At 60.8% G+C, this 20427-nt stretch carries 14 protein-coding genes and 2 pseudogenes; 8 read left to right on the top strand and 8 right to left on the bottom strand.

The features are described from left to right. Positions 1 to 1242: 1242 nt before the first annotated feature. The gene (locus tag CXY83_RS01860) at positions 1243 to 1476 is read right to left on the bottom strand and encodes an ATP-binding protein (RefSeq protein ID WP_304466212.1); all 234 of its coding nucleotides are present in this window, start codon (positions 1474 to 1476) and stop codon (positions 1243 to 1245) included. A gap of 151 nt (positions 1477 to 1627) precedes the next feature. Here CXY83_RS01860 and CXY83_RS01855 point away from each other — a divergent pair, with 151 nt between their 5' ends. The 3 genes and pseudogenes from CXY83_RS01855 (at position 1628) to istB (ending at position 4747) form a co-directional block, all read left to right on the top strand. Next, positions 1628 to 2320, top strand: a complete 693-nt coding sequence (locus CXY83_RS01855) for a site-specific integrase (RefSeq protein WP_158251803.1) — start codon at positions 1628 to 1630, stop codon at positions 2318 to 2320. Positions 2321 to 2537: 217 nt separating this feature from the next. After that, a pseudogene (gene istA, locus CXY83_RS01850) lies at positions 2538 to 4019 on the top strand (IS21 family transposase). Next, a complete protein-coding gene (istB, locus tag CXY83_RS01845; protein ID WP_199184856.1) occupies positions 4016 to 4747 on the top strand; it encodes an IS21-like element helper ATPase IstB in 732 nt (243 codons plus the stop codon). Before istA ends, istB begins: the two are co-directional and overlap by 4 nt. Before the next feature lie 487 nt (positions 4748 to 5234). Here the strand turns inward: istB and CXY83_RS17995 are convergent, their stop codons facing one another. Together CXY83_RS17995 and CXY83_RS01835 are read right to left on the bottom strand one after the other, a co-directional pair. Then, the gene (locus tag CXY83_RS17995; RefSeq protein ID WP_104195716.1) at positions 5235 to 5609 is read right to left on the bottom strand and encodes a hypothetical protein; all 375 of its coding nucleotides are present in this window, start codon (positions 5607 to 5609) and stop codon (positions 5235 to 5237) included. Between the two features lie 54 nt (positions 5610 to 5663). Next, positions 5664 to 7166: an ATP-dependent endonuclease gene (locus tag CXY83_RS01835; RefSeq protein WP_255408719.1), complete on the bottom strand. Its 1503-nt coding sequence runs from the start codon at positions 7164 to 7166 to the stop codon at positions 5664 to 5666. Positions 7167 to 7560: 394 nt separating this feature from the next. Between CXY83_RS01835 and CXY83_RS01825 the strand changes: the two genes are divergently transcribed. After that, positions 7561 to 8259 carry a hypothetical protein gene (locus tag CXY83_RS01825; RefSeq protein WP_104195713.1) on the top strand — a complete coding sequence of 233 codons (699 nt, stop codon included), beginning with the start codon at positions 7561 to 7563 and terminating at the stop codon, positions 8257 to 8259. A gap of 1543 nt (positions 8260 to 9802) precedes the next feature. On the opposite strand, the gene CXY83_RS01820 is transcribed toward CXY83_RS01825, so the two are convergent. Then, on the bottom strand, positions 9803 to 11323 hold the full coding sequence (locus tag CXY83_RS01820) for a SulP family inorganic anion transporter (RefSeq protein ID WP_104195712.1): 1521 nt from the start codon (positions 11321 to 11323) through the stop codon (positions 9803 to 9805). A gap of 183 nt (positions 11324 to 11506) precedes the next feature. Then, the gene (locus CXY83_RS01815) at positions 11507 to 13027 is read right to left on the bottom strand and encodes a SulP family inorganic anion transporter (protein WP_104195711.1); all 1521 of its coding nucleotides are present in this window, start codon (positions 13025 to 13027) and stop codon (positions 11507 to 11509) included. 198 nt (positions 13028 to 13225) lie between these two features. Between CXY83_RS01815 and CXY83_RS01810 the strand changes: the two genes are divergently transcribed. Next, positions 13226 to 13624, top strand: coding sequence for a MerR family DNA-binding transcriptional regulator (locus tag CXY83_RS01810; protein ID WP_104195710.1), 399 nt, complete (start codon positions 13226 to 13228; stop codon positions 13622 to 13624). Positions 13625 to 13639: 15 nt separating this feature from the next. Here CXY83_RS01810 and CXY83_RS01805 read toward each other — a convergent pair whose 3' ends face one another. Then, positions 13640 to 14905, bottom strand: a complete 1266-nt coding sequence (locus CXY83_RS01805; protein WP_233200518.1) for an MFS transporter — start codon at positions 14903 to 14905, stop codon at positions 13640 to 13642. A 356-nt stretch (positions 14906 to 15261) separates the two neighbouring features. Here CXY83_RS01805 and CXY83_RS01800 point away from each other — a divergent pair, with 356 nt between their 5' ends. Then, complete coding sequence (locus CXY83_RS01800) at positions 15262 to 15705, top strand: hypothetical protein (RefSeq protein WP_146069812.1); 444 nt, start codon at positions 15262 to 15264, stop codon at positions 15703 to 15705. A 26-nt stretch (positions 15706 to 15731) separates the two neighbouring features. Then, the gene (locus CXY83_RS01795) at positions 15732 to 17417 is read left to right on the top strand and encodes a ribonuclease J (protein WP_104195707.1); all 1686 of its coding nucleotides are present in this window, start codon (positions 15732 to 15734) and stop codon (positions 17415 to 17417) included. Between the two features lie 76 nt (positions 17418 to 17493). Here CXY83_RS01795 and CXY83_RS01790 read toward each other — a convergent pair whose 3' ends face one another. Both CXY83_RS01790 and CXY83_RS01785 read right to left on the bottom strand, forming a co-directional pair. Next, positions 17494 to 19143, bottom strand: a complete 1650-nt coding sequence (locus CXY83_RS01790) for a peptide chain release factor 3 (protein WP_104195706.1) — start codon at positions 19141 to 19143, stop codon at positions 17494 to 17496. A gap of 43 nt (positions 19144 to 19186) precedes the next feature. Continuing rightward, complete coding sequence (locus tag CXY83_RS01785) at positions 19187 to 19546, bottom strand: MerR family transcriptional regulator (RefSeq protein WP_146069811.1); 360 nt, start codon at positions 19544 to 19546, stop codon at positions 19187 to 19189. 76 nt (positions 19547 to 19622) lie between these two features. Between CXY83_RS01785 and CXY83_RS01780 the strand changes: the two are divergent. Next, positions 19623 to 20425, top strand: a pseudogene (locus CXY83_RS01780) (SGNH/GDSL hydrolase family protein). Positions 20426 to 20427 lie beyond the last annotated feature (2 nt).

Here is a 20427-nt window from a genome sequence, read left to right as displayed (position 1 = left end):
TGGGGCAACTGCCCCTAGGGCAGCTGGCACGTTGAAGTGACTTGAGGATCATGAACAAACACTCTGATCACTGGGAGGAGCGCGCAGCCGCCACTTCTACGATTCAACGGAGATGACTCGCTACCGTGTCGTGCCGCGGCGGCGTTGAAAGGCCTCTGCCGACACTATTGGCAGAGGCGGAGGCCACCGCACACGTGGACGTGAACGTAGTTCACTTTGGTGTGGATGTAGGCCACGAAGACTGCATCCGAATCGAGGACTTCATCCAACGGCGCCGTCCCTATCGGGGGCTCTTGACTGACGACTGTGTACGTTAGCGGACGAGGCAGAGTTTCTGCTAGCCCTCTGATTTTTGCGTTATCGGCTCTACCAAACGACGCCCTCACATACTCGCCGCTGCAGTCGTACCCGCCCTCAACAAGCGGCGCCTTGCTGTCCGCATCAAGCGCCTCCAAAGCAGGTTGAGAAGCCGGCGTCACGAGCGGAGCCGGAACGCTGCACGAGCGTGACGCGAAGACCTGATCGATGAGCGACGCTGCCTCGAGAGCTGGAACAGCGGGAGGGAAGGCGAGCAGCGCGACCCGGTAGATATCGCACGAGTAGCGTACAGGCGCATTCGGGTTGCTGATTGATCCGATGGGCTCAACGGCGCAAACGTCCAAGGTGCGGGTAGCAGTTGGAACAAACCCACCGTTACCAGCGACGACATCTGTTGCGGCGGTGGCCGTGGCGACGGCTACGGGACGGCTCTCGTCCCCCATCTCTGGCCCGGCCTTAGGAGCATCTGTGCAACCAGCCAAAGTCCCCACTATCAAGATCAGGGAAAGCGTAGAGATCCGTCGCCTGAACTTCACCATGTCCCCATCCATTTCAGCTGCGTTGACGGTTGGTCAGCATCCGCGCCAAGCAACGAAAAATTCTGGCGGCAGCTAAGGATTTCGTCTAAGTGACGCCGCCCCTTTTTGAAGCCTAGAGGAATTCGACGTCCGGCTCCACATCCAAGGATGAAGCCGTTCGATTACGAATCGCACCGAAAACCGAGAGTTGCGTTTTGTTAGCTACATCCTCATATCGTCCGGCGGCATAGAGAACGGCACGATAACAGCGCACTTGTCCCTCCGGCGAGACAAATGAGTATTAGAGCCTGTGAGTCCCACCCGATCGTGCGGTTGAGCCCCACCGTTCGTGCGGAAGAGCACCAGTGGTGGTGTGGCTCAGCACCACAGGTGCTCCCCGTCTGGATTACGCGGTCGCGAGGGCCGCTTGTTCCCGGATGTTGTAGGTGCCGGTGTCGACCCAGGTGGTGTTGTGGATGATGCGGTCCATGATGGCGTCGGCGTGGACGCCGGCGCCGAGGCGTTGGTGCCAGTCCTTTTGTTGATACTGGGTGCAGAACACCGTTGAGGCCTCGCCGTAACGGCGCTCCATCAGCTCCAGCAGCATTGTCCGCATCGATTCCGTCGGCTTATTGAGCAGCCACTCGTCTTATGTGGAGCAAATTGTTATGCGAAGTTGACTAGGTAGGGCCCGGTTTCTCCCTCGAGTTGAGATCGTTACTTCGCATAATTCATTCCTCTGAAAGCCTGTTTGTCTCGGTATGACATTCAGGCAGATTCGGAGAATTGAGATGAGAAAGACAATTGAGGAGCTCGAAACTCAGGCGGCTCAGATGCTCGCCAAACTGGGTTACAAGTCCGGCACGATTGAGAGCTACAGAGCCTCCTGGGGCAAAGCCCGGCGATGGTGTTCACAACGAGGCGTTGAGTGGTTCGGTGCGGATGAGGAACACCAGCTTTTTGAACAGTTGGGGCTGAACGAGAATGTGCTGTCGCCCGCCAACCGCGCCGTCCGTAGGCACATTCGAGCCCTGCTTTCCGTGGAGAACGATGGGTGCCTTCCTGGTCTGTCAAGGCCAGCACCTGACGATCTACCCGATCGGTTTGGGCAAGTGTTCGAAGCGTATGCCTCGCATTTGGAGCAGCGTCGTCTCGCTCATGCGACACGACTTGGCCAGGTCAGCCTTATCAGAAAGTTCATAACAGGTTTGGCTGTCGAGGACTTCGAGGATCTATCCGTCGAGGATGTCATTGCCCACATGGAAGCGTGTACCAAGATGACCGCGCAAACCAAGGCGGGGATCCTTTACGCTATCCGCGCGTTTACGAGGTGGGCAGCCGAGGAAGAATTATGCAGTCCCGCGGTCGCGGCCGCGATGCCGGTCATTCCCGACCACAAATATACGTCGCTGCCGTCAGCCTATGCTGTTGTGTGTGATCAACTCTTTGTAGGCCGTTTCGGCGCTGGAATCCTGCCAAGTTAGCGGCTGGTTTCCTGCCAAAAAAGCGCTAAAAATCAGGCCAGCAAATCCCGCCCAAGAAATGGGGCTGGGGATGCGCAGAGATTGAGATCACCCGGTGGCCGTGGCCCTCTCCCAAGCGATGGAGACATGGGCCCGCCACCCCCCGATAGGTTCCTAAAAGCGCAGCAACTGCCAAGCGGTCGCGCCGGAAGGAACCAGGAAGCAGATGACGGTACCCATGTCCGTGCAAGAAAATATCAGAACACTCGACTCCCACGGAATCGCGGGCCGTGAAATCGCCCGCCGGTTGGGAGTCAGCCGCGACACGGTGGTCAAATACACCGGGCAACGCGACTACTCACCACAGCCCCCAGCGCCGATAGCCAGGCCCACCGGCTCGGCGATGACCGGGTTCGAAACGACCGTGGAAACCTGGTTGAGCGAGGACCAACGCCGGCCTCGGAAACAGCGCCACACGGCCAAACGAGTCTTTGACCGCCTGGCCGCCGAGAACGGTTTCACCGGCAGCTATTCGCCGGTGCAACGCTTCGTAAAGAAGTGGAACGACCAACACCGCCAAGCCGGTGAGGGCTTCACCGAGCTGGTCTGGCCGGCCGGCACCGCGCAGGTCGACTTCGGCCAGGCCGAAGCCATCATCGGCGGAATCCGGCAGATCCTGCACATTTTCGTGGTGACGTTCCCGTTCTCGAACATGCGCTTCGTTCAGGCCTACCGCGGCGAGACCTCCGAGTGCGTCTGCCATGGCCTGCGCACCGTGTTCGATCACATTGGCGCCGCGCCCCGGCACCTGGTCTTTGACAACGCCACCGGCATCGGACGACGCGTCGGCACCAAGGTCGTCGAGGCCAAACTGTTCGGCGCATTCAAACTGCATTACCGGTCGGAGTTTCGGTTTTGCAATCCGTACTCTGGAAATGAAAAGGACAACGTGGAAAACGCGGTTGGGTTCCTCCGACGCAATCTGATGGTCCCCGAGCCGGAAGCGGCCACCCTGCAGGGCCTGAACGACATGTTGCTGGCGCGGTGCCTGGCGTTGGCTGAGGCCGTCCACTACCGAAAAGGCCTGCCCGTGAGCGAGCTCTTCGCCCAGGACGTCGCCGCGTCGCTGGCGCTGCCCGGCGTCGGGTTTGATCCGGTCCGTTACGAGTCCCGCACGGCCGACAAGAAGGGGAACGTCCTCATCGACGGCAACACCTACGCGGCCGGGTCCTCCTTCCACAGCCGCACCCTCACGGTCGGGTTGCGCCACGACGTGGTCGAGATCCTCGATGAGCATTCCGCGCCGGTGCGGTCTTTTCCATGAGCTTTCGGAGTGCAGGCCGAGACGATCTTCGAACCCGCGGCGCTGCTGCCGTTGCTGGTGACCAAGCCCGGCGCCTGGAGCCATTCCCAACTCCGGCCGTTGGTCCCCGAGCCGGTGCGCGACTGGCTCGACAAAGCCACCGCCACCAATCGGCGTCGCCTGCTCAGCGCTGTTGAGGCCGCGTCGGGATCAGCTGATTTCGACGCTGCCATCAGCGCTGTTGGCCTGCTCATTCAGCGCGGAGACACCCCCGAGATCGCCGCGCTGGGCATGCTCGCCCGGCGCTTGGCCGACGGCACCACCCCGGCAGTGGAGAACGTGGACCTGAGCGTCTATGACATCTTCACCACCGAAAGCTTCACCACCCTCAACGCTCTGACGGGAGAGATCGCATGACCCTGATCACTGCGCAGGACATCATCGAGACCGGCCGGCAGGCGTCGCTGACCCACAGCCTGCTGGTCGAATGGGCTGAGAAGGGCGCCCCGAAACAACGTGAATACCTCCACGGAGAACTCCTGGCCGAGCACGAATCTCGACAAGCTTCACGCCGCCAACGCCTGTTGACGGCCGCGCGGCTGCCCGCGCTCAAATCGCTCACGGGTTTCGACTACTCGAGCGTCAAATTCCCCGAGGACTACGCCCGGGAGGAGCTGACGTCGTTGGACTTCATCAACCGGGCCGAGGACTTGGTTCTCTATGGCGATGTCGGCACCGGCAAAACCCACCTCGCCAGTGCGCTGATCGCCGCCGCATGCCAGCAAGGAATCCCCGCACGCTTCTACACGACCTCGTCGCTGGTGATGCAGCTGCGCCGCGCTAAAGACGAGGGCCGCCTCGACCGGGAGCTGGCCAACATCGCGAAAAACCAGCTGCTCGCGATTGACGAATTTGGCTACCTTCCGATTGATACCGAGGGCGCCCGGCTCCTGTTCCAAGTCATAGCCGACGGTTATGAAAAAAGAAGCCTGCTCATCACCACAAATTTGGAGTTCTCACGCTGGGGAACGGTGTTCGGCGACGACAACATGGCCGCTGCCGTCATCGACCGCATCGTCCACCACGGCCGCCTTCTCCAGTTTCGTGGCGAGTCCTACCGCGTCAAACACGCCCTCATGAAATAGCCGTGCACCAGCCCCGCCGACCTCGCTCCTGAAGCCGGCCGGACCGGCGCAAACGCCGCTCCTCTGCAAGGTCGCGGCGACGAAACCGACCCCGAAAACCGGCCGCTGATGCCGGCCTGCTCAAATGGCCGGAAATGGTGCCGAACTGGCCGGTTAATTAGCGCTGAAATGGCCGGCTTTGAGTTGACAAAACACACACTGCAACTGGGAACGGGTATTCATCTGACGACATTGACACTCCCTGCTCGGTTTAAACGGACCTTACCGGCCACGTCCGACACCGGCCGCAACCCATACAACGGGCACCACAGTTGAGAGCCGGCGGACGGACAACGATGCCCTTGTGAGTCTTGTGAGTCTTGTGAGCTTGGCCAGCAGCAGACCTGCCCGCATCGGGTCTCTTTGCGGGGAACATCGCAACAGTGGGCGCCACGCACTTCACCGAGCATGTTCTGCGTAGAGGTCCAAGCCGGTCCAGAGTCGTGGGTCAGAGACCCTCAATCCGAGCGAATATCGCGCGCACCTGATCTGCCGGGAGCAAGACATCGAGAAGAGCAGAATCCCACTCGCGACCGCCGTACGCGCGAGTCTGACTCAAATCCGCAACAGACAGGTTCGCGTCACGAACGACGGCTCCTGCCGTATCGTCGATGTAGCCAGCCTGAACCTCGGCGACCTCGGCGACCTCGGCGACCTCGGCGACCTCGGCGACCTCGGCGACCTCGGCGACCTCGGCGACCTCGGCGACCTCGGCGACCTCGGCGACCTCGGGGCTGATGGAGCTGTTCGAGGCCCTGAGAATCCGGGAAAGCGATTCGAGAATCATTACGGCGTCTGCTGCGGTGCGATCAGAAGTAGTCATGACCTCAATCTTCCAGTGAATCGGAAGTCGCACCTACCTGAGGTACCGCGACAGCTACGCAGCAACTCCACCCACGCCTGCGTTACCTGACTCAACCAACCGCTCGACGACGCTCACTAGTTCGTCTGTCGCAATGCGTAAATCGGCATCTGTTACGGGAATGTTTGCCGTGTTCTCGGGATGGTGAATGGAATTCCTGACGTAGCCCGGAACCGTTGTCGGGTATTTGAAACTCGCGTGGCGTTCCCATATTTTGACGTGCTTGAGCCCCTGAAATACGAGGAATGCGTCTACTTCCTCTTCTTTGGCACTCTTCCCCGCTGGTTTCTTATCGTCCAGGTGTTTCTGGATGAAGCCGTAGAGCTCGTTGTGGAAGTCGTGGCTGCACATGCCGAACGCTCGATAGTTGATTTCGCCCCAAGTCGGTTCACCGACTCCGAACAGGCCGAAACTCGTTGACGTGTCAATTTTTCGTTCATGATCCTGTCCCGCGATCACTGTGAGCCGGTGTTTGCGACTGTCAAATTTTCTAATCAAGTACGGCGAATGCGTAATGATGAAGACCTGATCACGTTCGCCAATCACGCTCAGCGCGTCGCCCAGCCGAAGTTGTGCGCTGGGGTGCAGCCATGTTTCCGGTTCGTCGAGCATGAGGATTAGCGGCGTCGTGTTTTCCGTGTCTTCGGTGTGCTCTGCCTTTGCATACAGTTGGATAATGCCAAGGGCGATGGCGCGCTGCATCCCGGAACCTTTGCCTTCGACTGGTGTCTCACCTGCGCCGTCGTCAACGTGAAGTCGTCCTTGTTTCATGAAAACCGACGGATCCGGGAGCGTGAATTCGAAGCGCATCGCAGCATGGCCATATTGGTCCTCCACCAATGACTTGATGTCATTTGCGAGCTTCTCGGTCTCGACTAGGAAGGACTCCTCGTCGTCGTCGGCAAACGCACTTCCGTGGGCCGTCACCAGGCTCTTCCAACGTTCTGTCTGAGCGAAACGGGTGAAAGCCGCATCGAGAAGTCGCCCAAGCGTCTTGGTATTGGCGAAATCAATGTGGTCACCAGGCTGTGCATCCGCCCAGATGGCTTCGAAGTCAAAGATCGCTTTGACTTTCGCATCGATCCCAGTGACATTCTCGAACTGTTGACGCTCGGGATGCCAGAAGCACACCGCCTTGACGTCTACGGACTTATCCTTGCCGCTCTGAACCACCGTTCGCATTTGGCTACTACGTTCCAGGCGCAACACCACTTCGCCGTCGTCCTCGAAGAGGAAACTCTGGAGCAGAGCGTACTTCCCTTGGCGCACCAACTCCTCAACACCGCCGGAAATATCTACGACCACTCGGGTGGGCCCGTCAGCGTTGGTGGAATAGAAAGTGTCGGGACGCCACTTGTAGGCAGTTGAGCCCTCGAACAAGAAGAGCAGGGACTCCAGAACTGTTGACTTACCACCGTTGTTGTCTCCAACTAGGTAATTAACTCCGCGACCCAGGTCGAAGACTGTTTCTTGACGAAAGCTCTTCACGTTCTGAACGCTCAACCTCTTGATGTACACGACACTCCGCCCTCTCGACTTGGCGCACCCCAGTGTCACGCCCCCTTCGGAGCATATGGGGCTTTGTCTAAGCCACGCGCGGAGGAAAATTCACGTGTCGCCCGCGGGGAGCGGACCCGACGGAATAGGACACCACGAGCGACACCAATGTTTTCTGGATCCGTGGCCACGCTTAACCTGGGGTTATGGCGCAAACGACCCCAGATCTTCACCCGCTCCGCGTCGGAGATTTCTTTATACGCGAGACGCTGCAGTCGATGGTGTCGCTAGTCACGTGGTTCGTGGCAGTGAGTTTGATGTTGCTGATTCCATTCAGGTGGGTGCAGGGGACCCAGATAACGCTTACGGACCCGGGCGACTCGGCGGGCGGCCTCGGAGAGGCCGCCCGCAATTCATGGTTGCGGCGAGTCTGATCGCCGCCGGCCTCGTGCTGCTGTCTCGCTGGTCGATAGCCGGCGACGGTTTCGGGGGCCGGTGGCCGCGGTCCGCGCACCCGGTCGGCCAGTTCGTTCGGGCCACGGTGTGGATCCTGGCGATCGCATGGGGAGCTGGACTGCTGCGCAGCCCGATTGAGTCGACGACGGGCACGGCGTCGGAGGGCGCCTCGGCGCTGTGGCGGACGTATAGCAGTGCGGACAGGGCGCTGGTCGGACTTTTCGCCGCGACGACGGAGGAGACTCTGAACGTCGCCGTGCTGGCCGGTATCGCGTTCGCCGCTGCATCGGCAGTCAGCCTGTGGCGGGTCCGGCATGGCCGGTCTGCGCTGAACTTTCGCACGTTGTGGGCGGTGGCGGTCGTCGCCGCCCTCGTGGGCCTTGTCACGCGATACACGGATCATCTGTCTCAGGGCGGCCTTGGATCCACGGTCGCGGTGGTCTGGGGCGCGGGATTCCCGGCCGTATTCGCGATCTACCGGTCAGTTCTGCCACTGATGCTCGGGCATTTCGTCTACAACGCTCTTGTGGCGGGCAATCCGGTTCTGCTGGACACTTGGGGTGCGTACCTGGCGGTGTTTGTCCTAGTGCTCGGCGGCACCTTTGCGGCCTCCTATTGGTGCCCGCCAGCCTGGGCCACCGAGCGTAGCTGGGTCTGAGTGGCATGCCTGGCACTGGCCTGCTGGGCTGAGACTAAGCCGCGGCCGGGTGAATGGCCCGTGTCCTGGTCCTTGTCGCTGGCGCTTGCACGGGGTCAGTGTCAGACTCCGCCCATGGATGACCTCGACACCCCCAACTGCCCTACCTGCTTGATTCGCATGGGCGCAGTTGAGCGCTGGGGTGCAGCGTTCTGGAAATGCGCGGAGTGCGGGCTTGTGAAGCTCTGACTGCTCGGCTCGGGTGAGGTGTTCGGCCCGCCGGGGCGATGCTCCCCCGTTATCCTCCGTGACGTCGTACTGGTCCAGTGGCTCGACCTGGTCCGCTGACCAAGGGCCACAGGGCCTGCTCGAGCTTGTGGACGATGCCTTGAGGCTGCCCCATACGTCCTAGACGACGGGCGTCCTGCAGCGTGGCGGCCGTGGCTGGCTGCGTGCTGTCATCTTGCGTTCACGTTTGCACAGTGTCCCACGTGTTTTCGGGGTTGTGCAGGCGAGTGTTGAGCATTAGTTTTTCCGTTCACCTCTGCACCAAAAGGGTTTTGCTCACTACTCCTCTGCATGAAAGAGGTGGCGGGGTGGACGCGGAATCGGTGCACACTGGCGAGTTCGGCAGGCACCATCCGCGACCTCCGCGATCCCGACGCGCCCGAAGCGGACGAGGCCTGAGGCCAGCTCCGAGGAGCGGACGCCGCGACAACCCTGAGCGTGCCGTGTCGGCAACGTTCATCAAACGAATTCTTGAAGGGAAAAAGAGAGCGAGTCCTCAGACGTGTGGTCTATTGAGCACGAAACGCCCAAGCCAATTACGTGCATCTCAGTTCATCCCCATCCCTGTTTGTTCCAGCCTAACTATTCGGGCCAAGTCAGTCCGTGGGCCCCGCTCCCAATGCTGCTGGTTCGGAATCTAGAACTCCACAAGGTATTCGAACGGCAACCACGACTGCGACATGCACTGTTGTGATCTGCTCCTTCAAAGCGCGATAAGGCCGTCCCGTACAAGGTTCCCCCTGCGGGCATACAGTGACGGTCAATGTCGGTCTAGACGAGCTGTGCAGGCGAGTACGGAAAATGACATCGCTGCAATCCGACTCATATATATGAGGTGTCTCGTAACCTCAGTGTGTCGAAACACATGGGATATGCGACAGTCCTCACTGTGTCGCAATGAGGCGTGACTCGGGCGGACATATTTGCCGGGCGGGACATCCGGACAACATCGTTGACGATTGCGTGACGTCCGATCAGCGATGGGCCGACGGGTCGTTGGTTGACGGGTCGCGGGCTTCAAGTTGTGCGACCGGGCTACCGTCGGACGTCGGCCTCAATTTGAGAAATGCCCGAGAGACCTCCCAGACACTCGCCCTCATGCGAGGTTCAGCTGTACCGCCCTCCGAGGATATTGTTTCGCGGACTTCTCGTTTAGTTTTCGTTTGTCACTTTTTTGGCCACTCGTGAAATGTCGCGCGGTGAGATTGATGAGCCGAAGCGCCGATTGGGACGGTTTTCTGACGTCTTGGTGCTGCACTGTATAGCGGCGAACTCGTCAGTGGCCGGCGCCGAGGTTTCCGGCCAGGCGACTGTGCAGCTCGGTGCTGGCCTTGTTAAGCCCCTCGATGACGACGTACTTGTCGTGCCGCTCGTACTTGTAGGTGATCGCGTCGAGGGTGGCGACCGTGGAGGCGTCCCAGATGTGGGATGCGGACATATCGATCACGATGCGGTCGGGATCGTCGGCGTACTCGAACTGCGTCATCATGTCGTTGCTGGAGGCAAAGAACAGGGCACCTGTGACTGTGTAGTAGGCGGTGGGTACGGGCTGGTTGAGTTCGACGGTGCGTTCGACCCGGGCGAGGTGGGCGACCCGGCGGGCGAAGGCGACCATGGCCACGATCACGCCGACGACGACGCCGATGGCGAGGTTGTGGGTGAGGACGATGATGACGACCGTGGCGATCATGACGGTCGTCTCGCTTTTGGGCATCCGTTTGAGCGTTGACAGACGGATGCTGTGCCAGTCGAACGTGAGGTACGACACGATGATCATCACGGCGACCAGGGCGGCCATGGGTACAACAGCGAGCACGTCGCCGAGGCCGAGCACGAGCACGAGTAGAAAGACGCCGGCGAGGAAGGTGGATATGCGGGTGCGGGCGCCTGAGGCCTTGACGTTGATCATGGTCTGGCCGATCATGGCGCAGCCGCCCATGCCGCCGAAGATGCCGGACATGACGTTGGCTACGCCCTGGCCCCAGGTTTCGCGGGTTTTGTTGGAGTGGGTGTCGGTGATCTCGTCGACGAATTTTGCGGTCATGAGTGACTCGAGGATTCCGACGAGGGCCATGCCGAGGGCGTAGGGGGCGATGATCGTGAACGTGTCCCAGTTGAGGGGAACGTTGGGAAAGAAGAGCTCGGGAAGGCTCTGCGGGAGTTCGCCTTGGTCGCTGATGGTGGGCACGTTGATGGCGATGACGACGGTCGCGATGGTGAGTACGACGATGGCCACGAGCGGGGCGGGGATCACCTTGGTGATGCGTGGCATCACGATCATGATGATGAGGCCGGCGGCAACGAGCGGGTAGACCATGAACGGCACGCCGAGCAGCTGGGGGAGCTGGGCTGTGAAGATGAGAATCGCGAGGGCGTTGACGAAGCCGACCATGACGCTGCGCGGAATGAAGCGCATGAGCTTGGCGACGCCGATCAGGCTCAGCACGATCTGGAACACGCCGGCGAGGATGACGGTGGCGATGAAGTAGTCCATGCCGTATTCGCGCGCCACCGGGGCGATGACGAGGGCGATCGCACCGGTGGCGGCGGTGATCATGGCCGGGCGGCCACCGACGAAGGCGATGGTGACGGCCATCACGAACGAGGAGAACAGGCCGACGCGTGGGTCGACGCCGGCGATGATCGAGAAAGCGATCGCCTCGGGAATGAGCGCCATGGCCACCACGAGGCCGGCGAGAACTTCACGGGTGAGCAGGCGGGGCGTGCGCAGAGCGGTGAGAACGGAGGGTTCCGCACGGTAGCGGTTCGCGGTGATGGGCTTGGAAACGATGGCCATGAGGCCTCCAGAAAGGGGAACGGACCTCACGGAGAAGCCGAATGAATGGGAGTCGGCGACAGTGCCACATTGATCTTCGCAAGGTTACCTTAACGTAAGGGTCTATCGTTCCTGGCAGCGTAAGTCGGTCGAGCCCCTGTCATGCGACGGGGGCTCGACCTGATTAGGCAGCGATGTGCCGGGTCAGTGGCCCGAGCCCATGTTGCCGGCGAGGCGGGCGTGCAGCAGGCTGCTCGCTTCGTTGAGTCCCTCAATCGTCACGGTCTTCTCGTGGCGCTCGTACTTGTATTTGATGTCGTCGAGGGTGGCGACGGTGGAGGCATCCCAGATGTGCGAGTTTGTCATGTCGATGATGATGCGGTCGGGGTCATCGAGGTAGCTGAACTGTGTCTTGAGGTCGTTGCTGGAGGCGAAGAATAGTGCGCCGGTGACGGTGTAGTAGGCGACCGGGCCCTGGTCATCCACGGTCAGGCTGCGCTCGACCTTCGCGAGGTGGGCGACGCGGCGGGCGAAGGCGACCATAGCGATGACGACACCGATCACGACGCCGACGGCGAGGTTGTGGGTGGCGACGACGGCGACAACGGTGACGACCATGACGGTCGTCTCGCTCTTGGGCATGCGCTTCAATGTTGCGATGCGGATGCTGTGCCAGTCGAAGGTCAGCACGGACACGATGATCATGACCGATACCAGTGCGGCCATGGGTACAACGGACAGCACCGGGCCGAGGCCGAGCACGAGAACGAGCAGAAAGGCGCCGGCGAGGAAGGTGGAGATGCGGGTGCGGGCACCGGAAGCCTTGACGTTGATCATGGTCTGGCCGACCATTGCGCAGCCGCCCATGCCGCCGAAGAAACCGGAGAGCATGTTGGCAACGCCCTGAGCCCAGGACTCACGGGTCTTGTTGGAGTGGGTGTCGGTGCTCTCGTCGACGATCTTGGCGGCCATCAGCGACTCGAGAATTCCGACCATCGCCATTCCGAACGCGTAGGGAGCGATGATCGTCAACGTTTCGAGGTTGAGCGGGACGTTGGGGAAGAATAGCTGCGGGAGCGTCGTGGGCAGTTCGCCCTGGTCCCCAATGGTGGGGACATTGATCGATGTCACGACGGTCAGCACCGTGAGTACGACGATCGCGACGAGCGGCGCGGGAACCACCTTGGTGAAGCGCGGCATGACGACCATGATGATGATGCCGACCGCGACAAGCGGGTAGACCATGAACGGGACGCCCAGCAGCTGCGGCAACTGCGAGGTGAAAATCAGGATGCCGAGGGCGTTGACGAATCCGACCATGACGCTGCGGGGAATGAAACGCATGATCTTGGCAACGCCGATGAAGGCGAAGACAATCTGGAAGATACCCGCCAGGATCACGGTAGCGATGAAGTAGTCGATGCCGTAATCCCGCGCGACTGGGGCGATCACGAGCGCAATGGCTGCGGTCGCACCGGTGATCATGGCGGGGCGGCCACCGAGAAATGCGATCGACACGGCCATGATAAAGGTCGAGAACAGTCCGACTCGGGGGTCCACACCGGCGATGATGGAGAAGGCAATTGCTTCGGGGATGAGGGCCATGGCCACAACGAGGCCGGCGAGCACCTCCCGGGTGAGGATGCGCGGTGTGCGCAGGGCTTTCATCACGGTGGGATCGGCTTTGTACCGATTCTTTTCCGTGGTTTTTTCAATGATGGCCATGGGGCCTTCCTGGAGCGGGACACACGTATGGTGTCGGATGAGTAGAAGAAGTGAGTGTGGGCGCCCCGTCGCGCACCTCCACCAGTCATCAGGGACAATGGTGGGAGTGTGGGCTCACATGAGAATGTCAGCCAACTTCTGCAACACTACTCTAACGTTAGGGTTGATTGCTAATCCGTTCGAGAAAAGGTATCAACTATGACTTCCCCAGCCGCCACGGCCACCACGGGCACCATGCACATTGGAGAGCTCGCCGAGAAGACCGGCCTCTCACTGCGCACCATTCGTCACTATGACGAAATCGGGCTACTGAAGGCCTCTGGTCGTACCGAGGGCGGTTTTCGCCTCTATACGCAGGAAGATCATTCTCGACTGATCTTGATTCGCCGCATGAAGCCGCTGGGGTTCTCTCTCGAAGAGATGATGGCGCTGTTGAAGATCATCGACACGCTGCAGGGCGGCGTGGCCGGTTCGGACAATCCGGATGTCCGCGCGGAGCTTGACACCTTCATTGCGCAAGCGGTTGAGCGTCGGCAAAAACTCCAGGACCAGCTGGGAATGGCCGACGAGTTTCTTGAGGTTCTGCGCACTCAGTAAAGCTGAGCGGTCGCGCTAGGCGCGCTGCGGCGGTCGCACGAAGAGCGCGACGCCGATGACGACGGCGGGAATAAGTGCCAGCGCCAGTGCCGGCGTGGTGAAGCTGCCGGTCACGTCAAACCCGAGCGAGAGCGCGACCGGACCGAAAGCCGTCGACGCGAGGCCGATGGCCGTAGCTACTCCGCGGATATTGCCAATGTGTGCCAAGCCGTAATAGCGCACGTATGAGGCTGCTTCCATACCGCGCAGGCTCCCTCCGGCGGCACCAAGAACGAGGCCATAGACAATGGCCGCCATTCCGCTGGTCACCCACGGCAACATAACGAGAGCCGCGGCCAGCGTCACCATGGAAAACACGATGAAAACCTTGGGACTAACCCGGTCGACGAGGCTTCCCGTGAGCAGCGTGGCCAGGATTCCGGTCACGGTCTGCGGCAGGAAGTTCGCCGCCGCTTCTAACGGGGTCAGGCCTTGGGCGCCTAAAATGGCGATTTGGTGAAATGCCAGTGCCGTTGTCAGCATGCCCGAGGTTGCCAGGCTTGCGGCGATAACCCAGAACATGCCCGATCGGATGGCCTCCGGCAGCGTCCACGATTCCTTCTGAATAGTGAGCTGAGCCGTGGAGGGGGTCGATTCCGGATCGACGGCGGGGGCGCGCCTGGGAAAGACCAACGCCAACGGAATGACCACCACGGCCACAAGCACCGCTTCCCACCGCCACGCATCATAAATACCAACAGACGCGATCAGCCGCTCCACAAAGATCGGTGCGAGTGAGATGCCGGCCGAGCCGATGGCACTCGCAATACCTAAGGCCAGCCCGCGCCGATGGTGGATGGCCCGGGCAACCGCGGTGGTCGCGGCCAGGGTGAGCGCACCCTGGCCGGCCATCCGAACACCGGTGAAACCGGCGGTGAGCCCGATGATCTCACCAACGAAGCTGAAGGCCAGAAGGATGACGGCAAAGCTAAGACCAATCACGACCGTGACGGACCGTGCTCCCCATCGATCCAACGCCCGCCCAATAAACGGCTGCACGGACGCGCCAACGAGCGTGCCAATGAGGTAACTGAGCGAGACATCCGTTCGTGACAGTCCCAGGTCGACAATCAGGGGATCTGTGAAGACGGAGAGACCGGCAGTCTGGCCGGGGGCCGTCATAACCGAGATTAGTCCGGCGGCACCGACGAGGGCCAGCCAGGACCATGAGATTCGCGGATGCGGGCGCGGCGCTGTCCTTCGGTCGGACGGCACGGGGGAGTGTGGTGTAGAAGATGACACGGAAGCTTTCACAAGAATGGGGCAGACGGCGCGCCAGCAGTGCGCTGGCTGCGACGTGCAAAAAGAGCGCATCTGGAAGGTTCGAACAGCTTTCGAATGGTGAGCGACACGCAAGCCCACCTACACTCTACTCTCACGTGAGAGGAAGGTGACCGATGGTGGATAGGAGATTGCCGTCAATTCATACTCTTCCCTTACGTTACGGTAGAGTTGCTGTAAGTGGTTGACAGAAAACCGCTTACGCGGTCCGTCACCCGATCGCGGTCCCAACTTTCCCCGTTCTAGGTTCCCGAGAGGAGCACTTCATGTTCGTTCATCCCCTCGCTCGTACCGACCAGCACCTGATTCAGGATTTTATGCTGACCAAGATCACCCTCCTGCTGGCCCGCCATGCGGAACATGCGGAGTGGGAATTTGAACTTAGAGCAATGGACGGCAAGTCCCGCGAAGGATCGTCGCAGGGACACGCATTCCTCTTCATTTACACCGTCGCGCGGTATTACGTCGCGGTCACGCGCGCCTACGCGGAGTCCAACACCTCCGAGGCTGGTTCCGATCGCGACGAGTCAACATTCTTCGGCGACTTCATCGATGCTGTCGCCAGCAACGACCCTAAACGAGCGTTGACACGGTGGTTCTCCACCGAGATCAGCGCCGAAACCGATATCGCCGCTCCGGCAATCCGGCAACTCGCCTTTGAATTTCTCGACCGGCTCACCATGCCGGCCTCGGATTTTATTGCCAGTGACGTGGCCGATTTCCTGCCTGACCCGTACGAATCTGACCATTCCGTGGGCTGACGCCCGCGCCCCAAGAAAAGAGCTCCGTGAGCACCCATCCACTGTCCCTTACCGCACCGCCCGTACTTCCGGCGCGCGGCCTGCGCATCATCCCGCTCGGCGGGCTCGGTGAAATCGGCCGTAACATGACCGTGTTTGAGCACAAAGGCAAACTGCTCGTCATCGACTGCGGGCTGTTGTTCCCGAAAGACATTCAGCCTGGCATCAACGTGATCTTGCCCGATTTCTCGATCTTGCGTGATCGGCTCGATGACATCGAAGCCATCGTCCTCACCCATGGCCACGAGGACCACATCGGCGCCGTGCCCTATCTGCTCAAGGAACGCGGCGACATTCCCGTCATCGCCTCCAAGCTGACTCTCGCCTTCGTCGGAGCAAAATTTCAGGAACACCGTCTGCATCCCCCGGTTGTTGAAGTCAAGGAAGGCGAACGCCGCTCTGTTGGTCCCTTCGACCTCGAATTCCTGGCCGTGAACCATTCCATCCCCGACGGCCTCGCCATCGGAATCCGCACAGAAGCCGGGCTGGTCGTGCACACCGGCGACTTCAAAATGGATCAGTTCCCCCTCGATAACCGACTCACCGACCTGCCCGGTTTCGCCCGGCTTGGCGATGAAGGCATCGACCTGCTGCTGATCGACTCGACCAACGCCGTTGTGCCCGGATTCACCACACCCGAAGCCGACATCGGCCCCGCCATCGACACCGTGTTTCGTACCGCGCCACGACGGATCATTGTCTCCAGCTTCGCCAGTCACGTCCATCGCATCCAACAGGTGATCGATGCGGCTGTGCGCCATAACCGCAAGGTGGCCTTCGTCGGCCGATCCATGGTGCGCAACATGGGTACGGCCGCTGAATTGGGGTATCTGCACGTCCCGAAGGGACTGCTCGTCGATGTCAAGGCCCTGGAGCGGATGAAAGATGACAAGGTCGTTCTTATCTGCACCGGTTCACAGGGAGAGCCGATGGCGGCTCTGGCCCGCATGGCGAACCGTGAACACACCATCCGCATCGGAGAGGGCGACACCGTTCTCTTGGCCAGTTCGGTCATTCCCGGAAATGAAAACTCCATCTACCGGGTCATCAACGGACTGACCCGCTGGGGTGCCAACGTCGTGCACAAGGCCAACGCCAAAGTACACGTGTCCGGGCACGCCAGCGCGGGCGAACTCGTCTACTGCTACAACGTGATGCGCCCAACCAACGTGATGCCCGTGCACGGTGAATGGCGCCACCTCACCGCCAATGCGGACCTGGCCGTGCGCACCGGAATCAGTAAAGACCGCGTTCTCGTCGTCGAGGATGGCATCGTGGTCGACCTGGTCGATGGACGCGCCACGGTCGTGGGCCGAGTGCCAGCCGACTATGTCCTGGTTGACGGGATGACCGTCGGAGGAGACGCAGCAGAAGCGATGGAAGACCGTCGACTCCTCGCGGAAGACGGTGCCATTACCGTTCTGGGAATTTTCAACACCGAGACGGGACGCCTGGCCGAACCGGTGGAATTCATCTCCCGCGGCTTCAATCACGATGCCGACTGGGCAGCCAATGCCGCGCAGGTCATCGACGAGGCCATAGTTGCAGCAACCCGGAACAACGCTCTCGACGGAGCAGCCCTCGAGCGCATCTTCTCCGAGAGCGTGACCCGATGGATGCAACGCAAGTATCGGCGCAACCCGGTGATCACGGCGGTCGTCGTTGACGCCTAACGCTTAGCGGAAGCTACGAACGCGATCGGCCCGGCACATCACGTGTGCCGGGCCGTTGCTATGCTCGCCCTCACCTTCAGCGACGTTTATCGCCGCGGGCTGCGCCCTCGACGGACTCCGTCTCGACGGACGGGCTGAGGTCATCCAGCACGATATCCGGGAACTCCCGAGCGACAGCCTGAACCCGCCAGGGGGTGCTGAATAGGGCCAAGAGGGTGTTGTCGGATCGAGTGAGCACTTCCACCTGGCGCAGCGACCCCAGTCTGCCCGCGCTTGCTCGATCGGTGCGGCGCGCGACTTGGTAGGGCAACGTCTCCATGCGGATATCAGCACCAAAATCGTGCGTCATGCGTTCCTCAACGACGTCGAACTGCATCGGACCCACGGCCCCGAGTACCGGTGCCTGGTCGCCCCGCAGGTCAGACCGCATGACTTGAATGACCCCCTCATGGTCGAGCTGATCGATTCCGCGACGGAATTGCTTGTGCTTGCTGGTGTCGGCGGGGCGTACGGCACGAAAATACTCGGGGGCGAACACCGGCAGGGGCGGGTATTCGACGGGTTCGGAATCATAGAGTGAATCGCCCACCCGAAGAGAGGCTGCGTTGATCAAACCGACGATGTCGCCGGGCCAGGCCTGCTCCGCCATGGTGCGTTCTCGTCCGAACATCTGTTGCGCATACTTCGTGGCAAACGGACGGCCGGTCGATGCCTGCGTCACAACCATCCCGCGGTGGAACACGCCCGAACACACCCGCACGAATGCGACGTGGTCACGGTGCGAGGCGTTCATGCCGGACTGAACCTTGAAGACAAAGCCGGAGAAGTCACCGTTGACGGGCCGTTGTCGACCGGTGATATCTGCCCGGGCCAGTGCGGGCGGAGCGAATTCCACGAGAGCGTCCAGCAGCTGGTGAACACCAAAATTGAGGACGGCAGCGAAAAAAAGCACCGGCGTGGTCGTCGCGCGAAGAAAAAGTGCCTCGTCGTGGTCGTGCCCTTCGGCATGGAGCAGTGCTGATTCTTCGGCAGCATTAGTCCAATCCTGACCGAGTTCCGCAGCAGCGGCCGTCGCCGTGGTACGAGCTTCAATGGCAGCGGTCGCGCCTCCTGGAGTTCGGGTGAAACGCACAAATCCGGGGGATTGTCGATCCAGAACTCCGTGAAACTCGCCGGCGAGCCCGACAGGCCAGGTGAGCGGTGTGGGCACGAGCCCGGTGCGGTCGTGGATCTCGTCCATGAGATCCAACGCGGACTTTCCAGGTCGATCCCATTTATTGATGACCGTGATCACGGGCAGGCCGTGTTGTCGGCACACCTCAAACAGTTTCATGGTTTGCGGTTCGAGGCCCTTGCTGGCATCGACGAGCATCACAGCGGCATCAACAGCGGAAAGGACCCGGAAGGTGTCTTCGGAGAAATCGGCGTGACCGGGGGTGTCAACGAGATTGATCACGGTGTCGCGATACTCAAACTGGATAGCGGCGGACGTCACAGAAATGCCACGGGCCTGCTCCATGGCCATCCAATCAGACACGGTGCCTCGCCGGCCTGCTTTACCGTGTACCGCACCCGCCCGATCAATCGCGTGCGCGTGCAGCAGGAGTGCTTCGGTCAGCGTTGACTTGCCGGCATCAGGGTGAGAAATAACGGCGAAGGTGCGCCGTTTGTAGGCTTGGGCGAGGATGTCGAGGTTAGAGACGGTGGGTGTGGTTTGATGCGTCACGGTGTTCCTGTCTGAGCGTGATCACGAGGCGGGTGTGGTCGGTTCACAGACTCCGCAGCAGTTCGACGAACCCGCTGGCTACGCGTACCTGTTCGCGAAGAGCACGCTCACGGGCTTCGATATCGCTGATCAGGATGGCGAGATCGCGCCGGATTGTTGACACCGTCGCGTCCGGGTCGGATTCGACCAGATCGAGTGTCGCCAGGGCATCCTTGATTTCTGGATGGGTGAGAGACAGCGCTCGGAGGCTGCGGATGATACGTGCCCGGTCGAGGTCGGCCGGGGCATAGAGCCGGTAGCCGGATTGGCTGCGCCCCGACGCTTGCAATACTTGGATCTCGTCGTAGTGCCGCACGGTGCGCTGGGAGAGCCCAGTCCGTTCGGCGAACTCACCGATAAGCATGAATGCCACCTCGTCTCGTACGGAAAGAATCGTACATCTCTACTCTAACGTAAGAGTAGAGTTAGTGGAAATAGGCATGAGGCATATGATCAATGCACACCCGAACTACCCGTGGACGCGATATGTCGCGCTCGGCGACTCCTTTACCGAAGGCATCGGTGACCCGAGCCAGAGAGTGTGGGCGGGAATCGAGGCTGGGCCTACCGGGTCGCCGAGGTACTCAGTGACGGCCAACCGGACTTCAGCTACGCTAACCTCGCGGTGCGCGGCAAGATCTTGAGCCAGATCAGCGACGAACGGGTGGAACCTGTGCTACAGCCGCGCCCGGATCTCATTACCATCTCCGCTGGCGGTAATGACGTGATTCGTCCCGGTACCGACCCGGATAATATCGCGGCTCGGTTCGATGATGTCATCTCGCGCCTGTCCCGGTCCGGCGCCACGATCGTCCTCTTCACCGGGCCCGACCTCGAATTCTCACCATTATTTCGGGGCATGCGGGGAAAAGTCGCGATCTACAACGAGAACTTGCGTTCTGTGGCAGCACGGCACGGCTGCCTGGTCGTTGACCTCTGGTCACTGACGGCCATCCAGGACGCGGGTATGTGGGCTCCGGATCGGTTGCACTTCAACTCACTGGGTCACCACACGTTTGCACGCGGCGTTCTGAGCGCGCTCCGTGTCGAGAACTCATTGCACCCATCCCAGATCGAGCAGTTGCCAATGCCGTCCTGGCGGAGCGCACGAACGAGTGATGTCGCGTGGGCGCGCACCTATCTGGTGCCATGGGTCCTGCGCCGTGCTCGGCACCAATCCTCGGGCGATCACATTCTGCCCAAACGCCCCGAGGCCAGCCCCTTGGGCCGGACTCGGTTCTGACG

It is taken from the genome of Cryobacterium sp. M15, assembly GCF_002929675.1.
Classification (GTDB): domain Bacteria; phylum Actinomycetota; class Actinomycetes; order Actinomycetales; family Microbacteriaceae; genus Cryobacterium; species Cryobacterium lyxosi.
Note: the sequence above shows the minus strand (reverse complement) of the source record. Positions and strands in the feature narration are given on the sequence as shown.